Origin of the sequence: Photobacterium alginatilyticum (assembly GCF_009910675.1) — a bacterium.
GTDB lineage: Bacteria > Pseudomonadota > Gammaproteobacteria > Enterobacterales > Vibrionaceae > Photobacterium > Photobacterium alginatilyticum.
Genome location: NZ_RSEJ01000004.1, coordinates 155,306 through 172,438, shown reverse-complemented (window position 1 = coordinate 172,438; position 17,133 = coordinate 155,306). Strand labels below are relative to the sequence as shown.

Genomic DNA, 17,133 nt, shown 5'->3' with positions numbered 1-17,133 from the left:
TTATGTTTAAAAGTGATGTAAGTCGTTCTGAGTTGGTGATGACGGGAACAGAGAATATTGCCCGCAAAGTGATCTTCAAGGCACTTGAACTACTAGAAGGCGCAGGGCTTACCGTCGTCGAACAGAGTGGAGATACGTATTTTTTTGGAGAGCGTCAGGCCAGTTGTCAGGCTCAGCTGATTGTACAAAATCCTGCGTTCTATAAGCGGTTATTGTCTGGCGGCAGTATTGCTGCTGGTGAGTCTTATATTGATGGTTGGTGGGATTCCCCCGATGTGACTCAAGTTGTTAGAGTCATTGCTAAAAACCTGCCAGTCATGGAGCGGATTGAGGCAAAAATGAGCTGGCTGAGTGTGCTGAGAGATAAGTGGGTACACCGAACCCGACGCAACAGCAAGGAAGCCGCCAAACAAAATATTTTGGCCCATTATGATCTCGGTAATAATTTCTACCGTACCTTTTTAGACCCGAACATGCTTTATTCAGCGGCCATTTATGATGACAAGCATCAGGAGTTGTTTCAGGCACAGATCAACAAGATGGACAGGCTTTGCCGGAAGTTGAATCTAACTGAATCAGACCACCTGCTGGAAATAGGTACAGGATGGGGAGCGTTAGCGATACATGCGGCCAAGTACTACGGCTGTAAGGTGACAACAACGACCATTTCCGATGCGCAGCACCAATGGGCCAAGGAGCGAATCGAGCAGGAAGGGCTGTCAGGTCAAATAACCCTGTTGCTCAGTGATTACCGGGAACTGAGTGGCCAGTATGACAAGATTGTCTCGGTGGAAATGATAGAAGCTGTCGGTAAGGAGTATCTGACCACCTACATTAAAAAGTGCCAGTCGCTGCTGAAACCCGAAGGTTTGCTTGCTATTCAGGCGATTACGATGAATGACCAACGCTACGATAGCTACAGCAAGGGTGTCGACTTTATCCAGAAGTACATTTTTCCGGGAGGCTTCTTACCGTCAGTGACCACAGTCGCCAATCAAATGACCGAACATAGTGATTTCATTATTCGCGATATTAAAGATATTGGTATGGACTATGCGAAGACATTGGCAGACTGGCATCACAATTTTAACGACAGTATCGAGAAGCTCACAGAGCAAGGATTTGATAATAGATTCATCCGAATGTGGCGGTTTTATCTTTGCTACTGCGAAGGTGGCTTTTTAGAGCGCAGTATCAGTACCGTTCAGCTTGTTGCCAGCCGTTCGGGATGGCGTGAATAGCCGTTCAAACTGGAGGTTATATGCCTGCTCGTCAATTACTGATCATTGGTTTGATCTTCAATGTTTATTGGTTTCTGGCGGTGATAGGTCAGGGACAGTTTGTTTGGCTTCTGGTTATGTTGTTGCTCGCCTGCTGGTGGCGTTACCAGGGGACGTGGTGGTTTGGACTGATGTTGGGCGCAACGGGTGTGCTGATGGACTTGATGCTCAGTTGGATGGGTCTCTACATGTTTGCAGCCAATGCGTTTCCAGTTTGGTTAGTGTTGCTTTGGCTCGGTTTTGGATCCTTCGTCTGGATAATGCGCCAGACCATAGTGGCTAACTCGCCATACATCATAGTGATGCTGGGCGGTATAGGCGGGACCATGAGCTATTTTGCCGGTTACCGATTCGGGGCCGTAATGTGGCCGTTAGGCATCGAAATTACCCTTATCTGTATTTTGGTGTGCTGGTTATGTTTTTCGGTATTGGTATTAGCACTTCTCAATAGATGTAACAGGCAACAGTTGGAGGGTGTATGAAGGTAGTAATAGCTTTGACTTTCCTGTTGGCCGCAATGACGGCAACAGCCAAGACACCGTGGCAAAGCTGGCCAACTGTCGGGGATGCTCGGCTAAAATGGGGACCGTGGGTGATTTATGATTCCGAACTGAGAACGCCAACGGGAATTTATCGCAACGATACTGAAGATCTTGCCTTAGTGATCAAGTATCAGCGTAACGTTGATAAAGAGGATCTGCTGGAAGCCACCGATAAACAGTGGAAGCATCTGGGGATCCCTGTCTCCAAGCGTCAGGCATGGTTATCACGTTTGGCTGAAATCTGGCCGGATGTACAAAAGGGGGACAGGTTGATTTTTGTCATTGAGCAAGCTGGAGGTGTTTTCTATCAGGATAACCGTCAAATTGGAGTTCTGACAGACCAAGAAATGTCAATGTCGTTTCTTCATATCTGGCTATCACCAAGGACTTCCTATCCGGATATTCGTCGTCAACTGATTGGGCAAGCCTAGGTTTATTAGTTGCAAACATAAGGCAGAGATGAACACAGTCATAAAGAACAGCCTTAGGAAGTAAGCTTGGAGAAGGTATGAAGACGCGGAGAGGCATATGTTACTTACGTTGAAAGGGCTGGTCATGGCGGCCATTGTATTATTGCTTCCTGGATGCTCTCTATCGATTGATGAATATCAGGGAACAGAACCTGATTTTAACCTGTTTGAGTATTTTGACGGTACTGTCATGGCCTGGGGAATGTTACAGGACAGAGACGGAAAGCAGACCAGACGTTTTGAAGTGGTGATTCAGGGACGTGTACAGGGCAATACGTTAACGCTCGATGAAGACTTTATTTTCGATGACGGCGAAAAGCAGCAGCGAACCTGGGTGATCACGCGTACAAGTGATGGACATTATTCAGGCCGGGCTGGTGACGTCGTTGGGCTGGCAACAGGCAAGTCAGTGGGTAATGCGCTTAATTGGCAATATGTTCTCCGCATTCCGGTCGATGATACGACTTATGATATTAGTATTGATGACTGGATGTACCGGCAAGATCACAAGCGGGTATTTAATATCGCCACAATGACCAAATGGGGAGTTAGGGTCGGGACACTGACATTGTTTTTTGAAAAGCAATAATAGTTGGCTCAGGTTAGCAACTGGCAATAAGCTGACGTTTAAATCTTTGCTTTGCTTTATACATGTCAGAATCAGCATGGCATAAGAGTGATTGAATATCGTGTTCGTCGATGTCACACCGTTTGACCAGGGTGTAGCCAATTGATGCCGAGCAGTTTACATCATCAATAGTAAGGCCACTTCCGATATCATTTTGCAGTTGAAGGTGCTGGCGCTTAAATTCGTCTTTGTTTTCAAATGTTGATAATAGCGCAAATTCATCACCGCCTAATCGCCCGACAACGCCTGTGTCACAGCTGAGTTTATTTAAACGTTTCGTTGTCTCTACCAGTACCAAATCGCCAAATGCATGACCATATTGATCATTGATTGTCTTGAAGTTGTTGATGTCGATATAGAACAACGCCACGTAGTCATCATGCTTGTTGTAGTCATCTATCTCTTGTTGCAACTTCTGACAAAATGCCCGGCGGTTGTAGGCATTGGTCAAAAAATCATAGGTTGCAGACTGCATGAGTTCTTCTTCGATTTCGTATTTCTCTAATGTAACAGCACAAACCGAGGCTGCCATTTCCAAAATTTCCAGTTCGAAGGGGGTGGGCCTTGCGGGTTCGCCACTGTATGTAGCAAAAGTGCCTAATAATTTATTTTTAGAGGACATTATTGGAACTGACCAGCAAGATGCCAGGTTGGCCTTTGAGGCAACGGCTTTGAAGTTTGTCCAGTTACTGTGCTCGTTGATATTCTCGGTAATAACTTTTTGTTTATGGTAAGCGGCAGCTCCGCATGAGCCGACATTTGGACCGATATGAATGCCCTCAATTGCCTTATTATAAAATTCAGGTAAATTTGGCGCATATGCACAGTGCAGGGTGTCTGTTTTTGGATTGAGCAGCAAAATGGATGTTAACCGATCTGTGTAGATGTTCTCGGTTACATCGATCAACTGCTCGAGCATTTCCTCTTTTTGTTGTCCCAGGGCGAGCATCCTTAGGATTTTGTTGAAAGCTCTGTGCGCGTGAAGAAGTTCGTTAATCAAAATACTTCCTTCCAGGCTGATTGTTTATTAGAGATGCTTTTAATAGTTATCTTTTAATTTTATCTAATAACATCTGAGCAACAAAGCTACGGTATCGAAGTTTTGATATTTATTGTGAAAGTGTGAACTTCATAATATTTATATCGATAGGGATTAACTGACTCCCCGCGACATCGCAACAATCCGTTTGAGTATCCACCTAAGCAGGAGCGGGATCTCTTCAATGTTATCTTCGTCAGTATATTCAACCATGGCAAGTGCGACATCCGGCTTAGCATGACGTTTAAGGGCCCTTAATATAATCTTTTTGGGCGGAACCTGGCTATCATGTGGGATGTTTGCCAGACGACGGAATAAAGGCTCGTAACCATTGTTAAACAGGAAGTGTTCGATATCCCGGTTTGGCAGCACGGTTAATCGGTGGCGTTCGGCTTCGGTGCCCAATAAATTTCGGACCGTGTCGGCATACTTTTTACCGGCCAGATCACCGTCAGCGACGAGGTGCCACTCAATTCCCAGGCTTCTTGCTACCTTAATGAGCGGTTTTAATCCACTCTGAGCAAACTCAATAATTTGTACGCCTTCAGCGGCCAGGTTATAACCGCAGATACGGGCAAATTCGTTGAATAACCAGACTTCGGTTTCCCCTTCGACTAACAACCAGGCACGGGCAAACAGCGCATTGGGGCGATGAAGCCGAACATGGAATGTTACCCGTCTTTCTTCGTCACGGCTGAGCCTTTTTGGCAGTATCGAATAGACATGGGTACGGTCCGGTTCTCGAATCAGCTTTTTGATTGTGTGTAACGGCACAACACTCGTTAAATCCGGGCTATTGGTCGTCAGGATCTTCTGCATTGGCATATTCATAATGAATGACCAGGCTTGGTGCAGAATGGTTGGGTGAAGTCGGCCTTCTGGATCTTCGAGGATCATTATAGGGCGTGAAATACGCTTCAGTTCAACCGGTCCTCTTGCTCGGATAAAGGCATTGAGTAAGCCCATTAGCACCAGCCGACCTTGTTTGGTCATCTGTGGCTGGGTGAGTTGTTCCAACGGGTTGACGGCGTACTGAGCTTTGACCGGAAAGTGGGCGCGGTTAAAATCTTTAGAGCGATTGTGTGGCGTAAAAGCAAAATAATGATCGACCAGAGTTCTTAACGCATTAATACTGCTTTTTATCTCTTCAGGACTAACATGTCCCGGTCGGGTCATAAGCCGTTCGCAGGTGTTTTCAAGCCGCCGTTGGATACGCGCGTTTTCAGTCTTTTCTTTGTCGCCGTTGCTATGACCATTCCCGTTACCATTGCTGCTGACAGGTTCAGTATGCAGCCTGCGTGCATCTCGTATTCTGACAATAGGATGTAAAATCATCAGTTGACGAGCGAGCTTGTCATTGTCGTCGCAATCTATAACTTGACCGTTTTGATTGAGGAATGCACGGTGGTTAATGATTTTGTCGTCTTTGACAATGCTGTCGAGTTGATAGTAGAGGTGTTTGATATCATCGTTACCTTCAACCCAAAGGGGAGCAAAGCACTTGTATTTACGTAACTTATATTCTCCCGGATAGTCTTCCTGCCAATGAAGAACGATCTGCAACTGGGTCATCTTGGTATGACCTGCCGTGTAGTCGACATGAAAATCTGAGAACTTAAAATTATAAAACTTGGTATCCGGAGAGAGGGCGATACTTAACGCATCGAGCAATGAAGACTTACCCCAGGCGTTTTCACCGATAAGCACTGTTAACTCGTCAAAAGTCAGTGATAGGCGTTTGATCCCTCTGAATCCAGAAACTTCAATTCGGTTTAGCTGCATAGTTCACCTCTAATATTTAGAGTACAGCACCTTTGTCGTATATGTGCGTGTCAAGCTCACAGAATAGTAAGAACTCATTGATTTTAAAGACTCAATCGCCGATTTAAACTGAAAGCTTGTTGTTATTCAGCCAGATTGATATAGTCCGGAAAACTGAATTTGCCGGCATTTGACTTAACCATCAACTGCTTAGGTGTAATTGATAAAGATAAGTATTTTCTGGAGTTGTCAGATGGCTAAGATAATCCACTCTATGATCCGTGTTGTGGATCTTGATAAATCATTGAAATTCTACAAGCAGGCGCTTGATCTTGATATTGCTGAGCGATTGGATTTTGAAGGCTTTAGCCTTGTCTATCTTCGCAATGAAGAAAACGATATGGAACTCGAGCTGACCTGGAATGAAGGTACAGAAGAGCCGTACACTCATGGTACAGGGTATGGTCATATCGCAGTTGCGGTTGATGATTTGGAAGCAGAACATGAGAAACTAGAGGCGTTTGGGTATGAGCCTGCTGAGATAAAAGAATTCTTCCGTGACGGTGTATTACTGGCGAAGTTCTTTTTTGTTCAGGATCCTGATGGTTATAAAGTTGAGTTCCTGCAGCGCCATGGCCGTTACCAGTAAACAGCTATATGCGTAACGATGAGCGATAGGGCTTTCGCCAGTTTTACTGGTCAGTATCCGTCGCTCTGTCAGTAAAATGCTGGATAGCTTTTCTGATCAATATTCCGCCAGTGATCCCCGCAATCATACAGAAGATAGTAATGGCACCTGCGGGTGAGAAAGATGGCAGAGCGATGAGTAACTGCGAGTCATTGCCACCTAACGCCAGTGAAGCACCAATGCCCATAATTATTCCTGCAATTAAGTGAACAATAATCTGGCTTGGCCTTAACTCAAATTCATGGACGGATAGTCGCTTTTTAGCGCTAATGCTCATCCCAAAGATAAGCGCGACAAGTATTAGGTAACGTTGCAGAGGTGGCCACTTCTCTGTTTCCCCGTGAATACTGGCGGCAGAGATGTCTTTGAACAGCTGGCTGGGCGACCATTCAGGTACCTGGTAAGTAAGAATACTTGCAATAACACCAAATAATATGATGCCAAGAAGAATCGGTCTTCGTTGCGGCGGTATCCTAAACATGATGATCGCAACAAGAACAAATAACACCACAATCACAGTAACGGAGGGGCTTGTTATTGGTGCGAGCGGTGAGTAGTTAAGTTCTGTTGGGATAGAGGCAAGTAAACACCATCCGATGAGCCATCCGCCCACTGTAGAAAACATATGGTAATGGCCCTTGGATAGCTTGGTGATGGTGGATATAGAGCAGCCCTTATTGATGGCCGCGCCTAGCCCGAACAGTAATCCCCCCAAGATAAAAGGTGTGCTGACGGAATGGCGGTTCATTGCGAGGCTGACACTGTCTTCAATATCGTAGGGGGTGACGAGCCAGAACCAGAACCCGCAACATAGAATTGTGGCAAGAAATCCGGGACGTTTGGCAAGTAGTTCCTGAACTCCTCTAACCATACAAAGGCCTGTTTTCTGAGCAAGAATACCGACTATGCAGGCAAGAAATATAGGTAACAGATAACCAACCATGATATCGCCTTGTCATAAATTTGTAGTGATTATCTTTTAACTATAATACGTCAGGCTTGGGCTGAATCGCCGAGGATTAATGCCTACGGGGGGGTAAGGCTTATCGAATGAAGTACTGCCAGAACTCTCATACACCTTGTCAAATGTCACAAACTTAGTTTGTGCAAAAGAATGTATCAGGAAATTATGTGATTTGAGTCATATTGTATTATGATGTGGCTCATACCAGAGAAAAGAAAGAAATGGAGAGCAATAAGCCTATATGACAAAGCACCGCTCAGCGAACTTAACAATCGCGCATATCAACGACACACACTCGCACTTTGAACCCTCTTCGATATCACTCAGTTTGCCCGAGCAAGTACTGGACGCGGAGACGTCGGTGTATGCAAGCTGTGGTGGGTTCTCCCGCGTGTCGTCAGCGGTTAAGGATGTCAAAATGCAGGCACACCTGAAAGGGCGTGAGTTTATGTTTGTTCATGCTGGTGACTGTTTTCAGGGCACATTGTTTTTCTCTCTATATAAAGGCCTGGCAAATGCTAAATTGCTCAATGCAATTGGTGTAGAAGCCATGGCGTTGGGTAACCACGAGTTAGACATGGGTAATGGGGTTGTTGCTGATTTCATGGATCAGGCTAACTTTCCTCTGTTGGTTGCCAACTGGGACCTGGCGGATGAAAACCAGTCCAAGCCTAATCCGCTTCGCAGCAAGAACAATGTTTATTCATTTGATAATACCAATGATCATGGCCGCTATATCGTTAAAGATGTTGAAGGTGAACCGGTCGCGATTTTTGGATTGGCCATTGAAAATATGGCGGGTATTGCCAATCCTGATCCTGATACCTCTTTTCTGAATGTTGTGAGCGTGGCTGAAAAAACCGTTGCGGCTATAAGATTGCAAGGGATCAACAAAATCGTTTTGCTAAGTCATCTTGGTTATGACCGGGATCTCGAGCTTGCTTCTCAGGTTGATGGAATTGGTGCAATTATCGGCGGACATACCCACACAATGCAGGGCGACTTTTCTAATGTCGGTTACGGTGTCACTGATTCCTATGCGAAAATGGTAAACGGTACCTGTGTGGTGCAGGCTGGTTGTAATGCATTGGCACTGGGACAGCTTGAACTCGATTTTAATCCTGATGGAACTGTCGCCAGTGCGAGCGGGGTAAATCAGCTCTTGTTGGGAAGGCAGTTTACTGTGGATGCAACACGAAGCGAGCACCTTGACGAAAATAGCCATGATGCGGTCAAACAGTATCTGAAGGCACAAGCAAATGTTCGTCTTTGTGCCAAAGACCCGTTTATAGAGAACATTCTCAACACAGACTATCGTCCTGATGTACGCCAGTTGCAAACACAGCATATTGCAGAAGCGGTGGAGCCTTTACGCCATGTCAGGATCCCCGATCACAAAGGCGGAAGCCAGATAGCACCGCTGGTGGTTGATAGCTTTGTCTGGAAGGGACGACAACTGGGCCATGACGTTGATTTTGCCATTCATAATGCTGGTGGGGTTAGAGCCTCGCTTAACCCTGGACCGATTACGTCGGCTGACATTGCCGGTAAACTGTTACCTTTCGCCATAGAACTGATGGTCTATCAGGTAAAAGGCAAACAGATCAGGGCTGCCCTGGAAGGGGCGATTAACAATGCCATTGATAACGGTGTTGAAGGTACGGGGAGTGGGAGCTTTCCTTATACATCACATTTACGTTTCACTTATCGTTGCTGTTCGTCACCAGGGTTGCGTATTGAAAGTCTGCAAACGTTCAAGGATGGAAGCTGGATCGATATTGAAGACGAGGTGGTGTATACCTCAGTTTCTTCTGGTTATACGGCTACAGGTAAAGAAGGCTACAGTGCGTTGCTGGACTGTGTTTCTGAGCCAGTGACACTCAACGTAACGATGGCAGATGCTTTCTCAACCTATGCAATAGAAATGGGGATGTTGGCAGCACCGACAGAAACGCTGATTTCCTATATTCCATGCGAGTGTTCTCAGGTTGTCGCCTGACAGAATGAATTAACAAGATGAATCAATATATCCTTTTTAGCCCGTTGCTTAATCAGCCAAGGGTAAGCAAGGCGGCGATAATTTTCCGGACGTAGAATTATCGCCATAGACGATGGGATTTGTTTGGTACAAATTCCGTAACGTTCCATGGCGCAGAGCAAATAATGAAACAGTCAGCCAGATTGACTGATAAAGGCGATGCCATGAAAAACCAGATAAATAAAACTTGGACAAAAACTCAACTACTAAGTGACGTTGTCACTAATAAAAATATCATCGTTAAGGGGAGTCACAGTTATTACAGTGATTATTGGGACGATGGTTTTGAACAATCCGTGGTTCGTTACCTGCTCGGTGATGAGCTAACCCGTGATGCGCCCACACAATGGGAGGTCGATAAACTCTATATCGGCGACTATGTGTGTATTGCGGCTGAAGTTGTTATTTTGATGGGAGGAAACCACAACCACCGGGTTGATTGGTTCTCACTGTATCCATTTATGGACCATATTGAAGAATCCTATATCGGAAAAGGTGATACTCATATAGGTGACGGCTGCTGGATTGGTATGCGGGCAATGATTATGCCTGGCGTTAGAGTAGGTGAGGGAGCGGTAATAGCCGCCAATAGTGTCGTTACCAAGAACGTCGAACCATATAGCATTGTCGGGGGCAATCCGGCAAAGCATATACGCTATCGTTTCTCCCGTGAGGTGATAGATAAATTGGTGGAATTTGATATCTACAGCTGGCCTGAAGATAAGTTTGATTCCCTGAAGCCTTATTTATGCAGCTCTGATTTGACTGCCCTTGAAAGGGCAATCAAAGACTATGATCAAGATTAAAGTCTCAGAACCTTAACGTAATAACTTCAGCGAAATTGCGCTTTATTGCCGTTAAGTTTCGTCAAAATATTGAAAACCACCGTCCGGAGTGTCATAAAAATGGCACTCCGATTTTTATTTATTCATAGAGGGAATATATTTGGGAGCAGGTTAAAATTAATTCAGTAAATTAATAGAAAGATGTAAAAAAAAACTAAAGACTTATAAGCCTATGACGATAAAAGGTAGTCAGGTAAGTAATTGTGGAGATGCGGTATGAGTCGTGATTGGGTCGATGTAGCAATGGTAACTGGGTGGATTTCAGCTTGGTCTGTGTTGATTTATTTTATCCCAGCCGCTGGGGTTTAACACTATTTGGATATACCTACTGTGAATATAATGAATGCGTTGATCGGTAAAAAGCCGCGCTTGGTCGCGGCTTTTTAGTATCATTTCTCGCTTATCAAGCGGTAATAGCCTCTGGCTGCTCAGAGTTAGCGACTTCCTTTGCTAGTCTATAGGCGGCTAAATCTTCGATTGTCAGTACAGGCATATCAAATTTCTCACCAAACTTAATCACTTCCGGCAGGCGGGCCATTGTGCCATCTGGATTAGTGAGCTCACAAAGTACACCGTAAGGCTTCAAGCCTGAAAGCCTCATCAAATCAATAGTTGCTTCGGTATGACCACGACGCGCCAGTACACCTTCAGGATTCGCTTTAAGTGGGAATACATGACCAGGGCGGCTTAAATCGGCAGGTTTTGCTCCGTCTGCAATTGCCGCTTTAATTGTCGTTACACGATCGGCTGCAGATACGCCTGTCGTAACGCCGTGGGCCGCTTCGATAGTAACAGTGAATCCGGTCTGGTTTGCACTGGTATTGTTTTCAACCATCATTGGCAGTTCAAGTTGCTCGACGCGCTCTTCTGTCAGGCAGAGGCAAACAATGCCTGAACATTCACGGATCATAATTGCCATCTGTTCTGTGGTAAGTGTTTCGGCAGAGAAAATGATGTCACCTTCATTTTCACGATCTTCATCGTCAACAACAAGGACGCCGCGACCGTTGCGGATTGCATCAAGACCAGCTTCAACACGCTCGAACGGCGTACCAAAAGGGGATAGTAGTGACTGATTCATGGTAAAAGTACTCCAAATAAAAAAGATACCAGAATCAGGGCGTGAAAAGTCAGCGTTTTAGCAAATGCTAAAATAGCTTTACAGAAAGATATAACAAAGCCAACTTACATCGGCAATTGTATTGTAAAAGCCTATGGCCAAAGGCCATCACCGATTCTCTTTCATCCGGACTATAACCGTCGGCTCTGGATTGATACTTATAGTAAGTACTGGACCAGATCTGCTGACCTTAACAGGTTGGTTGCGTAACAAACCAGTTAAGCGCTCGCGGGCTTTTCAAATGGCAAACTCTGCTGTTTGAACTACCGCCGGTGGGGAATTTCACCCCGCCCTGAGAATTCGAAGAAATCTTAGGGAAATCAACCGACACAAGCAAGAGAAAGTGTCGATTTGGGCGCATAAGTTTGAACTGGATGGCTCGCTGAGTGATTTATCATCAGAGTTCGCGTGGATTTCAACCAGCTTCCAAGGTTGTTAGATATCAGTATTGGAGGACGGTGATGTCTTGAGTACAGTACTTTTTCTCAGATAGCGATTGAGCCACTTTACGAGCATAGGCAAACAATAGGTAGGTAGTTGAATTGCCCCCATCAGGACCAAAAAATCGGGCCCCAGGTAGCTGCCTGCAACGGTAAATGTAAGCAGTACATTACGATTAGCTGAGGTAATCGCTGCCAGTAATCCTTCATCGATACCAGCCCTGGCGTAGGCAACATAGCCTGCAAGAAAGTACAAGGCGCAAATAGCAAGCCCAATAAAGAAGAAAAAGATACCTGCTGAATATGACTGATCGAATACTTCCCTGAATGGGCCAATCAGGCCAAATGGAAAAGCCAGAACTAATAAGATAGTTACCTGGGATAGTTTTGCATGTACCCGGCTGAGCAGGTTACGAGGAACAATACGGTAACAGACTGCAGAAAATAGCATTGGGCCGAAAATGAATATAACCAAACGCTGAAGATAGCTTTGCATATCCAGTGAAAAGCTACTGTCCTGAAAAAGCAATAAGTTCACATAGAGCACAACAGGCATTAGCAGTGTCGAAGAGATGGTTATGGCCATTGCTTTTAGGGGCTCAAGGCCCACAGAGCGGGCTATGGCAGGCGTGGCAAATAGTGAGCCTGTGGCAGCGACAGCTGATATAGCAAGCGTTAGTGAGGCGCTGGCGCCGGCCAGAAGGGCTATAGAACAGCTTACGAGTGAGAGGAACACGGAATGAAAGCCGGCATATAGCCACACAGAGCGCAGTGCCAGCATTTTGATTAATTCGCGCTGTTGCATGCCAAGCAGTGTAAAGAGCATTAAGCAAAATAAAATGTAGGGAAGGTAGGGAAATACGGCTGCCGAAGCTGATGGAAATGCGAAGCCGCATACTGCAGCAATGATAAGTAATAGAGACGAATGGCGTGATAGGAAGCTCAGCATAAATTTTATTTTCTTATGATATGTTGCATTATTGTTATACAAAAAGTAAGGCGAATGCAAGCTTATGCCAAACAAGCAATTGAAGAGTGTTTTTGCGGGTATTTATGCATAAAACTTGCAGCTTTAGACTAGGCTTTTTTTGCCCTTTTAACTGCTACTTAACACATTAGAAAAACTAATCTTGACATGGAAATATTGTCATTTTTGGAAGGAAAAATAAGCAGTTAAGATTACCTCAGTTCAAAAATACAACTAAAGAGAGGCAATCATGGCACAGGCATTGAACTTTGACACCATCGCAACCCCAGCCGCAATGGACAAAAAAGCCTATGCGGTTAATATCAAAGGATTGATTGCACACGCATTGGATATCTTGTTTGGCGGAACAAAAACGCCTAAGCAATATAATGTTTCTGATTTACCTGCGCACCTGCAAAAAGACATCGGTCTGTACCGATAGCAGCAAGTCAGAACCAAAGGACATCAAAAAAACGCCGGCTTTTGCCGGCGTTTTTTTATTCTTTAATTTATCTTATCTGAATTGTTGCAGATTTGTTTCTGTTGGCGGCATTTTTATTGAACTTTTTTGCCATATTTTAATCTTGGTTTAATTATTTTTTCAAAGAATATGGCATTATGGTCCCGTATGTGTATGAGCCACGGAGATGAATTTAGTGGGTTTTTTCTCAAAACTGTTTGGGTTAGATAAAGAAAGCAAGGTTGCTGAGGTGGAGCCTGTAGAGTACGAGGGCTATCTTATCTATCCAGAACCAATCGCCGAAGGCGGACAATTCCGTATTGCAGGCCGGATCTGCAAGCAAATTGATGGAGAGATGAAGACTCATACATTTATTCGCTCAGATTTACTTGCATCTAAACAAGATGCTGAAGAGTTCATGTTGAACAAAGCGAAGATGTTCATCGATCAAACTGGCGACAGCATGTTTCAGTGATTATTCGATTAGAAGAAGCCAGTACCTGCCACTGGCTTTTTTTATTTTCGTTCGGCAGGTGGTACTACTGGGAAGTAGTAAATTTTGCGCAAGTTCATCAGGGATAGATAGGCTTAAGTTATGCCAATTAAGCTTTCAAGGCGTATCTTCTCCTGGTGAGTTTTAAACAAGCATTCTGCTTAATCAGAGTGCTGTTTTGGACGATTTAATGGTTAAACTCGGTAAGCGTGGCGATTTATGCAGCTTTTCGTGCGTATTTTGTTAATTTTATTCGTGGTTTGACCTCTGTCCAGGTGTTATAAACGTTCTTTTATTTCTGTTAGAAGGTAACATTCGTTGTAAATAACAACGCATATGTTGGAAAGTTTTGTATTATTCCTACAAAGTACTTGATATTACTGAGTGGGTTGGATACAAAATCGTTACTTCTTTGCCAATGTTCAGGGAATAATAATGCAAATTGGTGTGCCAAAAGAAATACTCGCCAATGAAACGCGAGTGGCTGCGACACCTAAAACGGTTGATCAGCTTATAAAAATGGGGTTCAGCGTTGCGATTGAGCAAAACGCTGGTATACACGCAAGTTTCGACAATGCAGCTTATGAAGCTGCGGGTGCGACAGTCGTTTCAACTGAGGAAGTATGGCAGTCAGACCTTATTCTGAAAGTCAATGCACCGCAGGTAAACGATGAAACCGGCGTTGACGAATTTGACTTGATTAAAGAAGGCGCAAGCCTTGTCAGCTTCATTTGGCCTGCTCAGAATCCTGAGCTGCTCGAAAAGCTATCAGGCAAAAACATCAACGTAATGGCAATGGACTCAGTGCCTCGTATTTCTCGTGCTCAGGCACTTGATGCCTTGAGTTCGATGGCTAACATTGCCGGTTACCGTGCTGTTGTTGAATCAGCTCACGAGTTTGGACGTTTCTTTACGGGCCAAATTACTGCAGCTGGTAAAGTACCGCCTGCCAAAGTACTTGTTGCGGGTGCTGGTGTTGCCGGTCTTGCTGCTATCGGTGCTGCTGGTAGCCTGGGTGCTATCGTTCGTGCCTTTGACGTTCGTCCTGAAGTTAAAGAGCAGGTTGAATCCATGGGAGCCGAATTCCTTGAAGTCGACTACAAGGAAGACACCAGCACTGGTGATGGCTACGCAAAAGAAATGTCTGATGAGTTCAACAAAGCTGCCGAGCGTCTATACGCAGAGCAGGCCAAAGACGTTGATATCATCATTACAACTGCATTGATCCCTGGCCGTCCGGCACCTGAGTTGATCACCAAAGAGATGGTTGATTCAATGAAGTCGGGCAGTGTTATCGTTGACCTTGCCGCAGCAAACGGTGGTAACTGTGCTTACACTGAGGCTGACAAGGTTATTACTACCGAGAATGGTGTCAAGATCATTGGTTACACTGATATGGTTGGTCGTCTGCCTACGCAGTCTTCTCAGTTGTACGGTACAAACCTGGTTAACCTGCTTAAACTTCTTTGCAAAGAAAAAGACGGTAATATCGATATCAACTTCGATGACGAAGTGTTACGCGGTCTTACTGTTATCAAAGAAGGTGAAGTAACCTGGCCTGCGCCACCTATCAAGGTATCTGCTCAGCCACAACAGCCTGTTCAGGAAGTTGCTGCGCCAGAAGAGGTGAAAGAAGAGCCTGCTTCTCCGGCGAAGAAATACGGACTGATGGCTGCTGGTATTGCAGCATTTGGTTGGATCGCAAATTACGCGCCTGCTGAATTCCTTTCTCACTTTACGGTATTCGTACTGGCATGTGTTGTGGGTTACTACGTTGTATGGAACGTAACGCACGCACTGCATACACCGCTAATGTCTGTTACCAATGCAATTTCCGGCATCATCATCGTTGGTGCTCTATTGCAGATCGGTCAAGGTATCGGTTTGGTAACTCTCTTAGCATTTATTGCCGTACTCATTGCAAGTATCAACATATTTGGTGGTTTCTTTGTCACCAAGCGGATGCTTGAAATGTTCCGTAAAGACAAATAAGGAGTAACACATGTCTGCAGGAATCGTACAAGCAGCATATATTGTTGCTGCGGTACTTTTTATCATGTCTCTTGCGGGTCTATCCAAGCAAGAAACCGCACGTGCCGGTAACTATTACGGTATTGCGGGTATGGCTATTGCGCTGATTGCCACTATTTTCGGTCCTGAAGCACAGGGAACCGGCTGGATTATTCTGGCGATGGTAATTGGTGGAGCTATTGGTATCCGTCTGGCGCAGAAAGTTGAAATGACTGAAATGCCAGAGCTGGTTGCTATTCTTCACAGCTTTGTAGGTCTGGCTGCTGTTCTTGTTGGCTTTAACACGTACATCGACCATGGTGATCTAACTGGTGCGCTATTGAACATTCACCTTGTTGAAGTGTTCCTTGGTGTATTCATCGGTGCGGTAACCTTTACTGGTTCGATTGTAGCGTTCGGTAAACTGCGTGGCATTATTGACTCTAAGTCTCTGATGCTTCCACACCGTCACAAGCTAAACTTGGCTGCGATTGTTGTTTCAGTTCTTCTGATGTTCTACTTCGTTAATGTAGAAGGTTCAACATTCGCGCTTATTCTTGTTACCTTGATTGCATTTGCGTTCGGTTATCACCTGGTTGCTTCAATCGGTGGTGCGGATATGCCTGTTGTTGTTTCAATGCTTAACTCCTACTCAGGTTGGGCAGCGGCAGCAGCTGGTTTCATGCTGGCGAACGACCTGCTAATCGTAACAGGTGCTCTAGTTGGTTCTTCTGGTGCAATCCTTTCATACATCATGTGTAAGGCGATGAACCGCTCGTTCATCAGCGTTATTGCCGGTGGTTTCGGTACTGAAGTTGTTGAATCAGCTGATCATGATTATGGCGAGCACCGCGAAGCGTCTGCTGAAGAAGTCGCTGAAATGCTGTGTGATGCGAAGTCTGTTGTGATCACTCCTGGATACGGTATGGCCGTTGCTCAGGCACAGTACCCAGTACATGAGATCACTGATAAGCTACGCAAGAAAGGGATTAATGTTCGTTTCGGTATTCACCCTGTAGCGGGTCGTCTGCCTGGACACATGAACGTACTGCTCGCTGAAGCGAAAGTACCTTATGACGTCGTTCTTGAGATGGATGAGATCAACGATGATCTGTCCGAGACGGATGTTGTACTGGTAATCGGCGCGAACGATACTGTTAACCCAGCGGCGATGGAAGATCCGAACAGCCCAATCGCAGGTATGCCTGTATTAGAAGTTTGGAATGCCAAGCACGTTATCGTCTTTAAACGTTCAATGAACCCTGGTTATGCCGGTGTACAAAATCCATTGTTCTTTAAAGAAAACTCTCAAATGCTATTTGGTGATGCAAAAGATTCTTGTAATAAGATTCTTGAACATATCTAATATTTGCATATTGAGATAGACG

16 protein-coding genes and 1 riboswitch are annotated in these 17,133 nt (G+C 45.0%); of the genes, 11 read left to right on the top strand and 5 right to left on the bottom strand.

The window, feature by feature from the left end; translation table 11 throughout:
* Window positions 1–2 precede the first annotated feature (2 nt).
* The 4 genes from EIZ48_RS06060 (at window position 3) to EIZ48_RS06045 (ending at window position 2,881) form a co-directional block, all read left to right on the top strand.
* Window positions 3–1,241, top strand: coding sequence for an SAM-dependent methyltransferase (locus tag EIZ48_RS06060; RefSeq protein ID WP_160649287.1), 1,239 nt, complete (start codon window positions 3–5; stop codon window positions 1,239–1,241).
* A 20-nt stretch (window positions 1,242–1,261) separates the two neighbouring features.
* Window positions 1,262–1,762 (top strand): DUF2878 domain-containing protein, encoded by a 501-nt coding sequence (locus EIZ48_RS06055; RefSeq protein ID WP_160649285.1) that lies wholly within the window; start codon window positions 1,262–1,264, stop codon window positions 1,760–1,762.
* Window positions 1,759–2,253: a chalcone isomerase family protein gene (locus EIZ48_RS06050; protein WP_160649284.1), complete on the top strand. Its 495-nt coding sequence runs from the start codon at window positions 1,759–1,761 to the stop codon at window positions 2,251–2,253. Before EIZ48_RS06055 ends, EIZ48_RS06050 begins: the two co-directional genes overlap by 4 nt.
* Before the next feature lie 97 nt (window positions 2,254–2,350).
* Entirely contained in the window at window positions 2,351–2,881 is a 531-nt protein-coding gene (locus tag EIZ48_RS06045; protein WP_160649282.1) for a DUF3833 domain-containing protein, read from the top strand.
* 13 nt (window positions 2,882–2,894) lie between these two features.
* Here the strand turns inward: EIZ48_RS06045 and EIZ48_RS06040 are convergent, their stop codons facing one another.
* Together EIZ48_RS06040 and EIZ48_RS06035 are read right to left on the bottom strand one after the other, a co-directional pair.
* Complete coding sequence (locus EIZ48_RS06040) at window positions 2,895–3,920, bottom strand: sensor domain-containing diguanylate cyclase (RefSeq protein WP_160649280.1); 1,026 nt, start codon at window positions 3,918–3,920, stop codon at window positions 2,895–2,897.
* 153 nt (window positions 3,921–4,073) lie between these two features.
* Window positions 4,074–5,741, bottom strand: a complete 1,668-nt coding sequence (locus EIZ48_RS06035; RefSeq protein WP_160649278.1) for an ATP-dependent endonuclease — start codon at window positions 5,739–5,741, stop codon at window positions 4,074–4,076.
* A 232-nt stretch (window positions 5,742–5,973) separates the two neighbouring features.
* Between EIZ48_RS06035 and EIZ48_RS06030 the strand changes: the two genes are divergently transcribed.
* Window positions 5,974–6,369: a VOC family protein gene (locus EIZ48_RS06030; RefSeq protein ID WP_160649276.1), complete on the top strand. Its 396-nt coding sequence runs from the start codon at window positions 5,974–5,976 to the stop codon at window positions 6,367–6,369.
* 43 nt (window positions 6,370–6,412) lie between these two features.
* Here EIZ48_RS06030 and EIZ48_RS06025 read toward each other — a convergent pair whose 3' ends face one another.
* Complete coding sequence (locus EIZ48_RS06025) at window positions 6,413–7,351, bottom strand: YeeE/YedE thiosulfate transporter family protein (protein WP_240152885.1); 939 nt, start codon at window positions 7,349–7,351, stop codon at window positions 6,413–6,415.
* 262 nt (window positions 7,352–7,613) lie between these two features.
* On the opposite strand from EIZ48_RS06025, the gene EIZ48_RS06020 reads away from it, so the two are divergent.
* Window positions 7,614–9,371 (top strand): bifunctional metallophosphatase/5'-nucleotidase, encoded by a 1,758-nt coding sequence (locus EIZ48_RS06020; protein ID WP_160649274.1) that lies wholly within the window; start codon window positions 7,614–7,616, stop codon window positions 9,369–9,371.
* 203 nt (window positions 9,372–9,574) lie between these two features.
* The gene (locus EIZ48_RS06015) at window positions 9,575–10,216 is read left to right on the top strand and encodes a CatB-related O-acetyltransferase (protein WP_160649480.1); all 642 of its coding nucleotides are present in this window, start codon (window positions 9,575–9,577) and stop codon (window positions 10,214–10,216) included.
* A gap of 442 nt (window positions 10,217–10,658) precedes the next feature.
* Here the strand turns inward: EIZ48_RS06015 and ribB are convergent, their stop codons facing one another.
* Complete coding sequence (gene ribB, locus EIZ48_RS06010) at window positions 10,659–11,336, bottom strand: 3,4-dihydroxy-2-butanone-4-phosphate synthase (protein ID WP_160649271.1); 678 nt, start codon at window positions 11,334–11,336, stop codon at window positions 10,659–10,661.
* A 149-nt stretch (window positions 11,337–11,485) separates the two neighbouring features.
* Window positions 11,486–11,679, bottom strand: a riboswitch (FMN riboswitch).
* Window positions 11,680–11,810: 131 nt separating this feature from the next.
* Window positions 11,811–12,764, bottom strand: a complete 954-nt coding sequence (locus tag EIZ48_RS06005) for a hypothetical protein (RefSeq protein ID WP_160649269.1) — start codon at window positions 12,762–12,764, stop codon at window positions 11,811–11,813.
* A gap of 268 nt (window positions 12,765–13,032) precedes the next feature.
* On the opposite strand from EIZ48_RS06005, the gene EIZ48_RS06000 reads away from it, so the two are divergent.
* The 4 genes from EIZ48_RS06000 (at window position 13,033) to pntB (ending at window position 17,111) form a co-directional block, all read left to right on the top strand.
* Window positions 13,033–13,224: a hypothetical protein gene (locus EIZ48_RS06000; RefSeq protein WP_160649267.1), complete on the top strand. Its 192-nt coding sequence runs from the start codon at window positions 13,033–13,035 to the stop codon at window positions 13,222–13,224.
* Window positions 13,225–13,438: 214 nt separating this feature from the next.
* Window positions 13,439–13,717, top strand: coding sequence for an HlyU family transcriptional regulator (locus tag EIZ48_RS05995; RefSeq protein ID WP_160649478.1), 279 nt, complete (start codon window positions 13,439–13,441; stop codon window positions 13,715–13,717).
* 453 nt (window positions 13,718–14,170) lie between these two features.
* The gene (pntA, locus tag EIZ48_RS05990; protein ID WP_075767528.1) at window positions 14,171–15,727 is read left to right on the top strand and encodes a Re/Si-specific NAD(P)(+) transhydrogenase subunit alpha; all 1,557 of its coding nucleotides are present in this window, start codon (window positions 14,171–14,173) and stop codon (window positions 15,725–15,727) included.
* 10 nt (window positions 15,728–15,737) lie between these two features.
* Window positions 15,738–17,111: a Re/Si-specific NAD(P)(+) transhydrogenase subunit beta gene (gene pntB / locus EIZ48_RS05985; protein WP_160649265.1), complete on the top strand. Its 1,374-nt coding sequence runs from the start codon at window positions 15,738–15,740 to the stop codon at window positions 17,109–17,111.
* The last annotated feature ends 22 nt before the right edge of the window (window positions 17,112–17,133 follow it).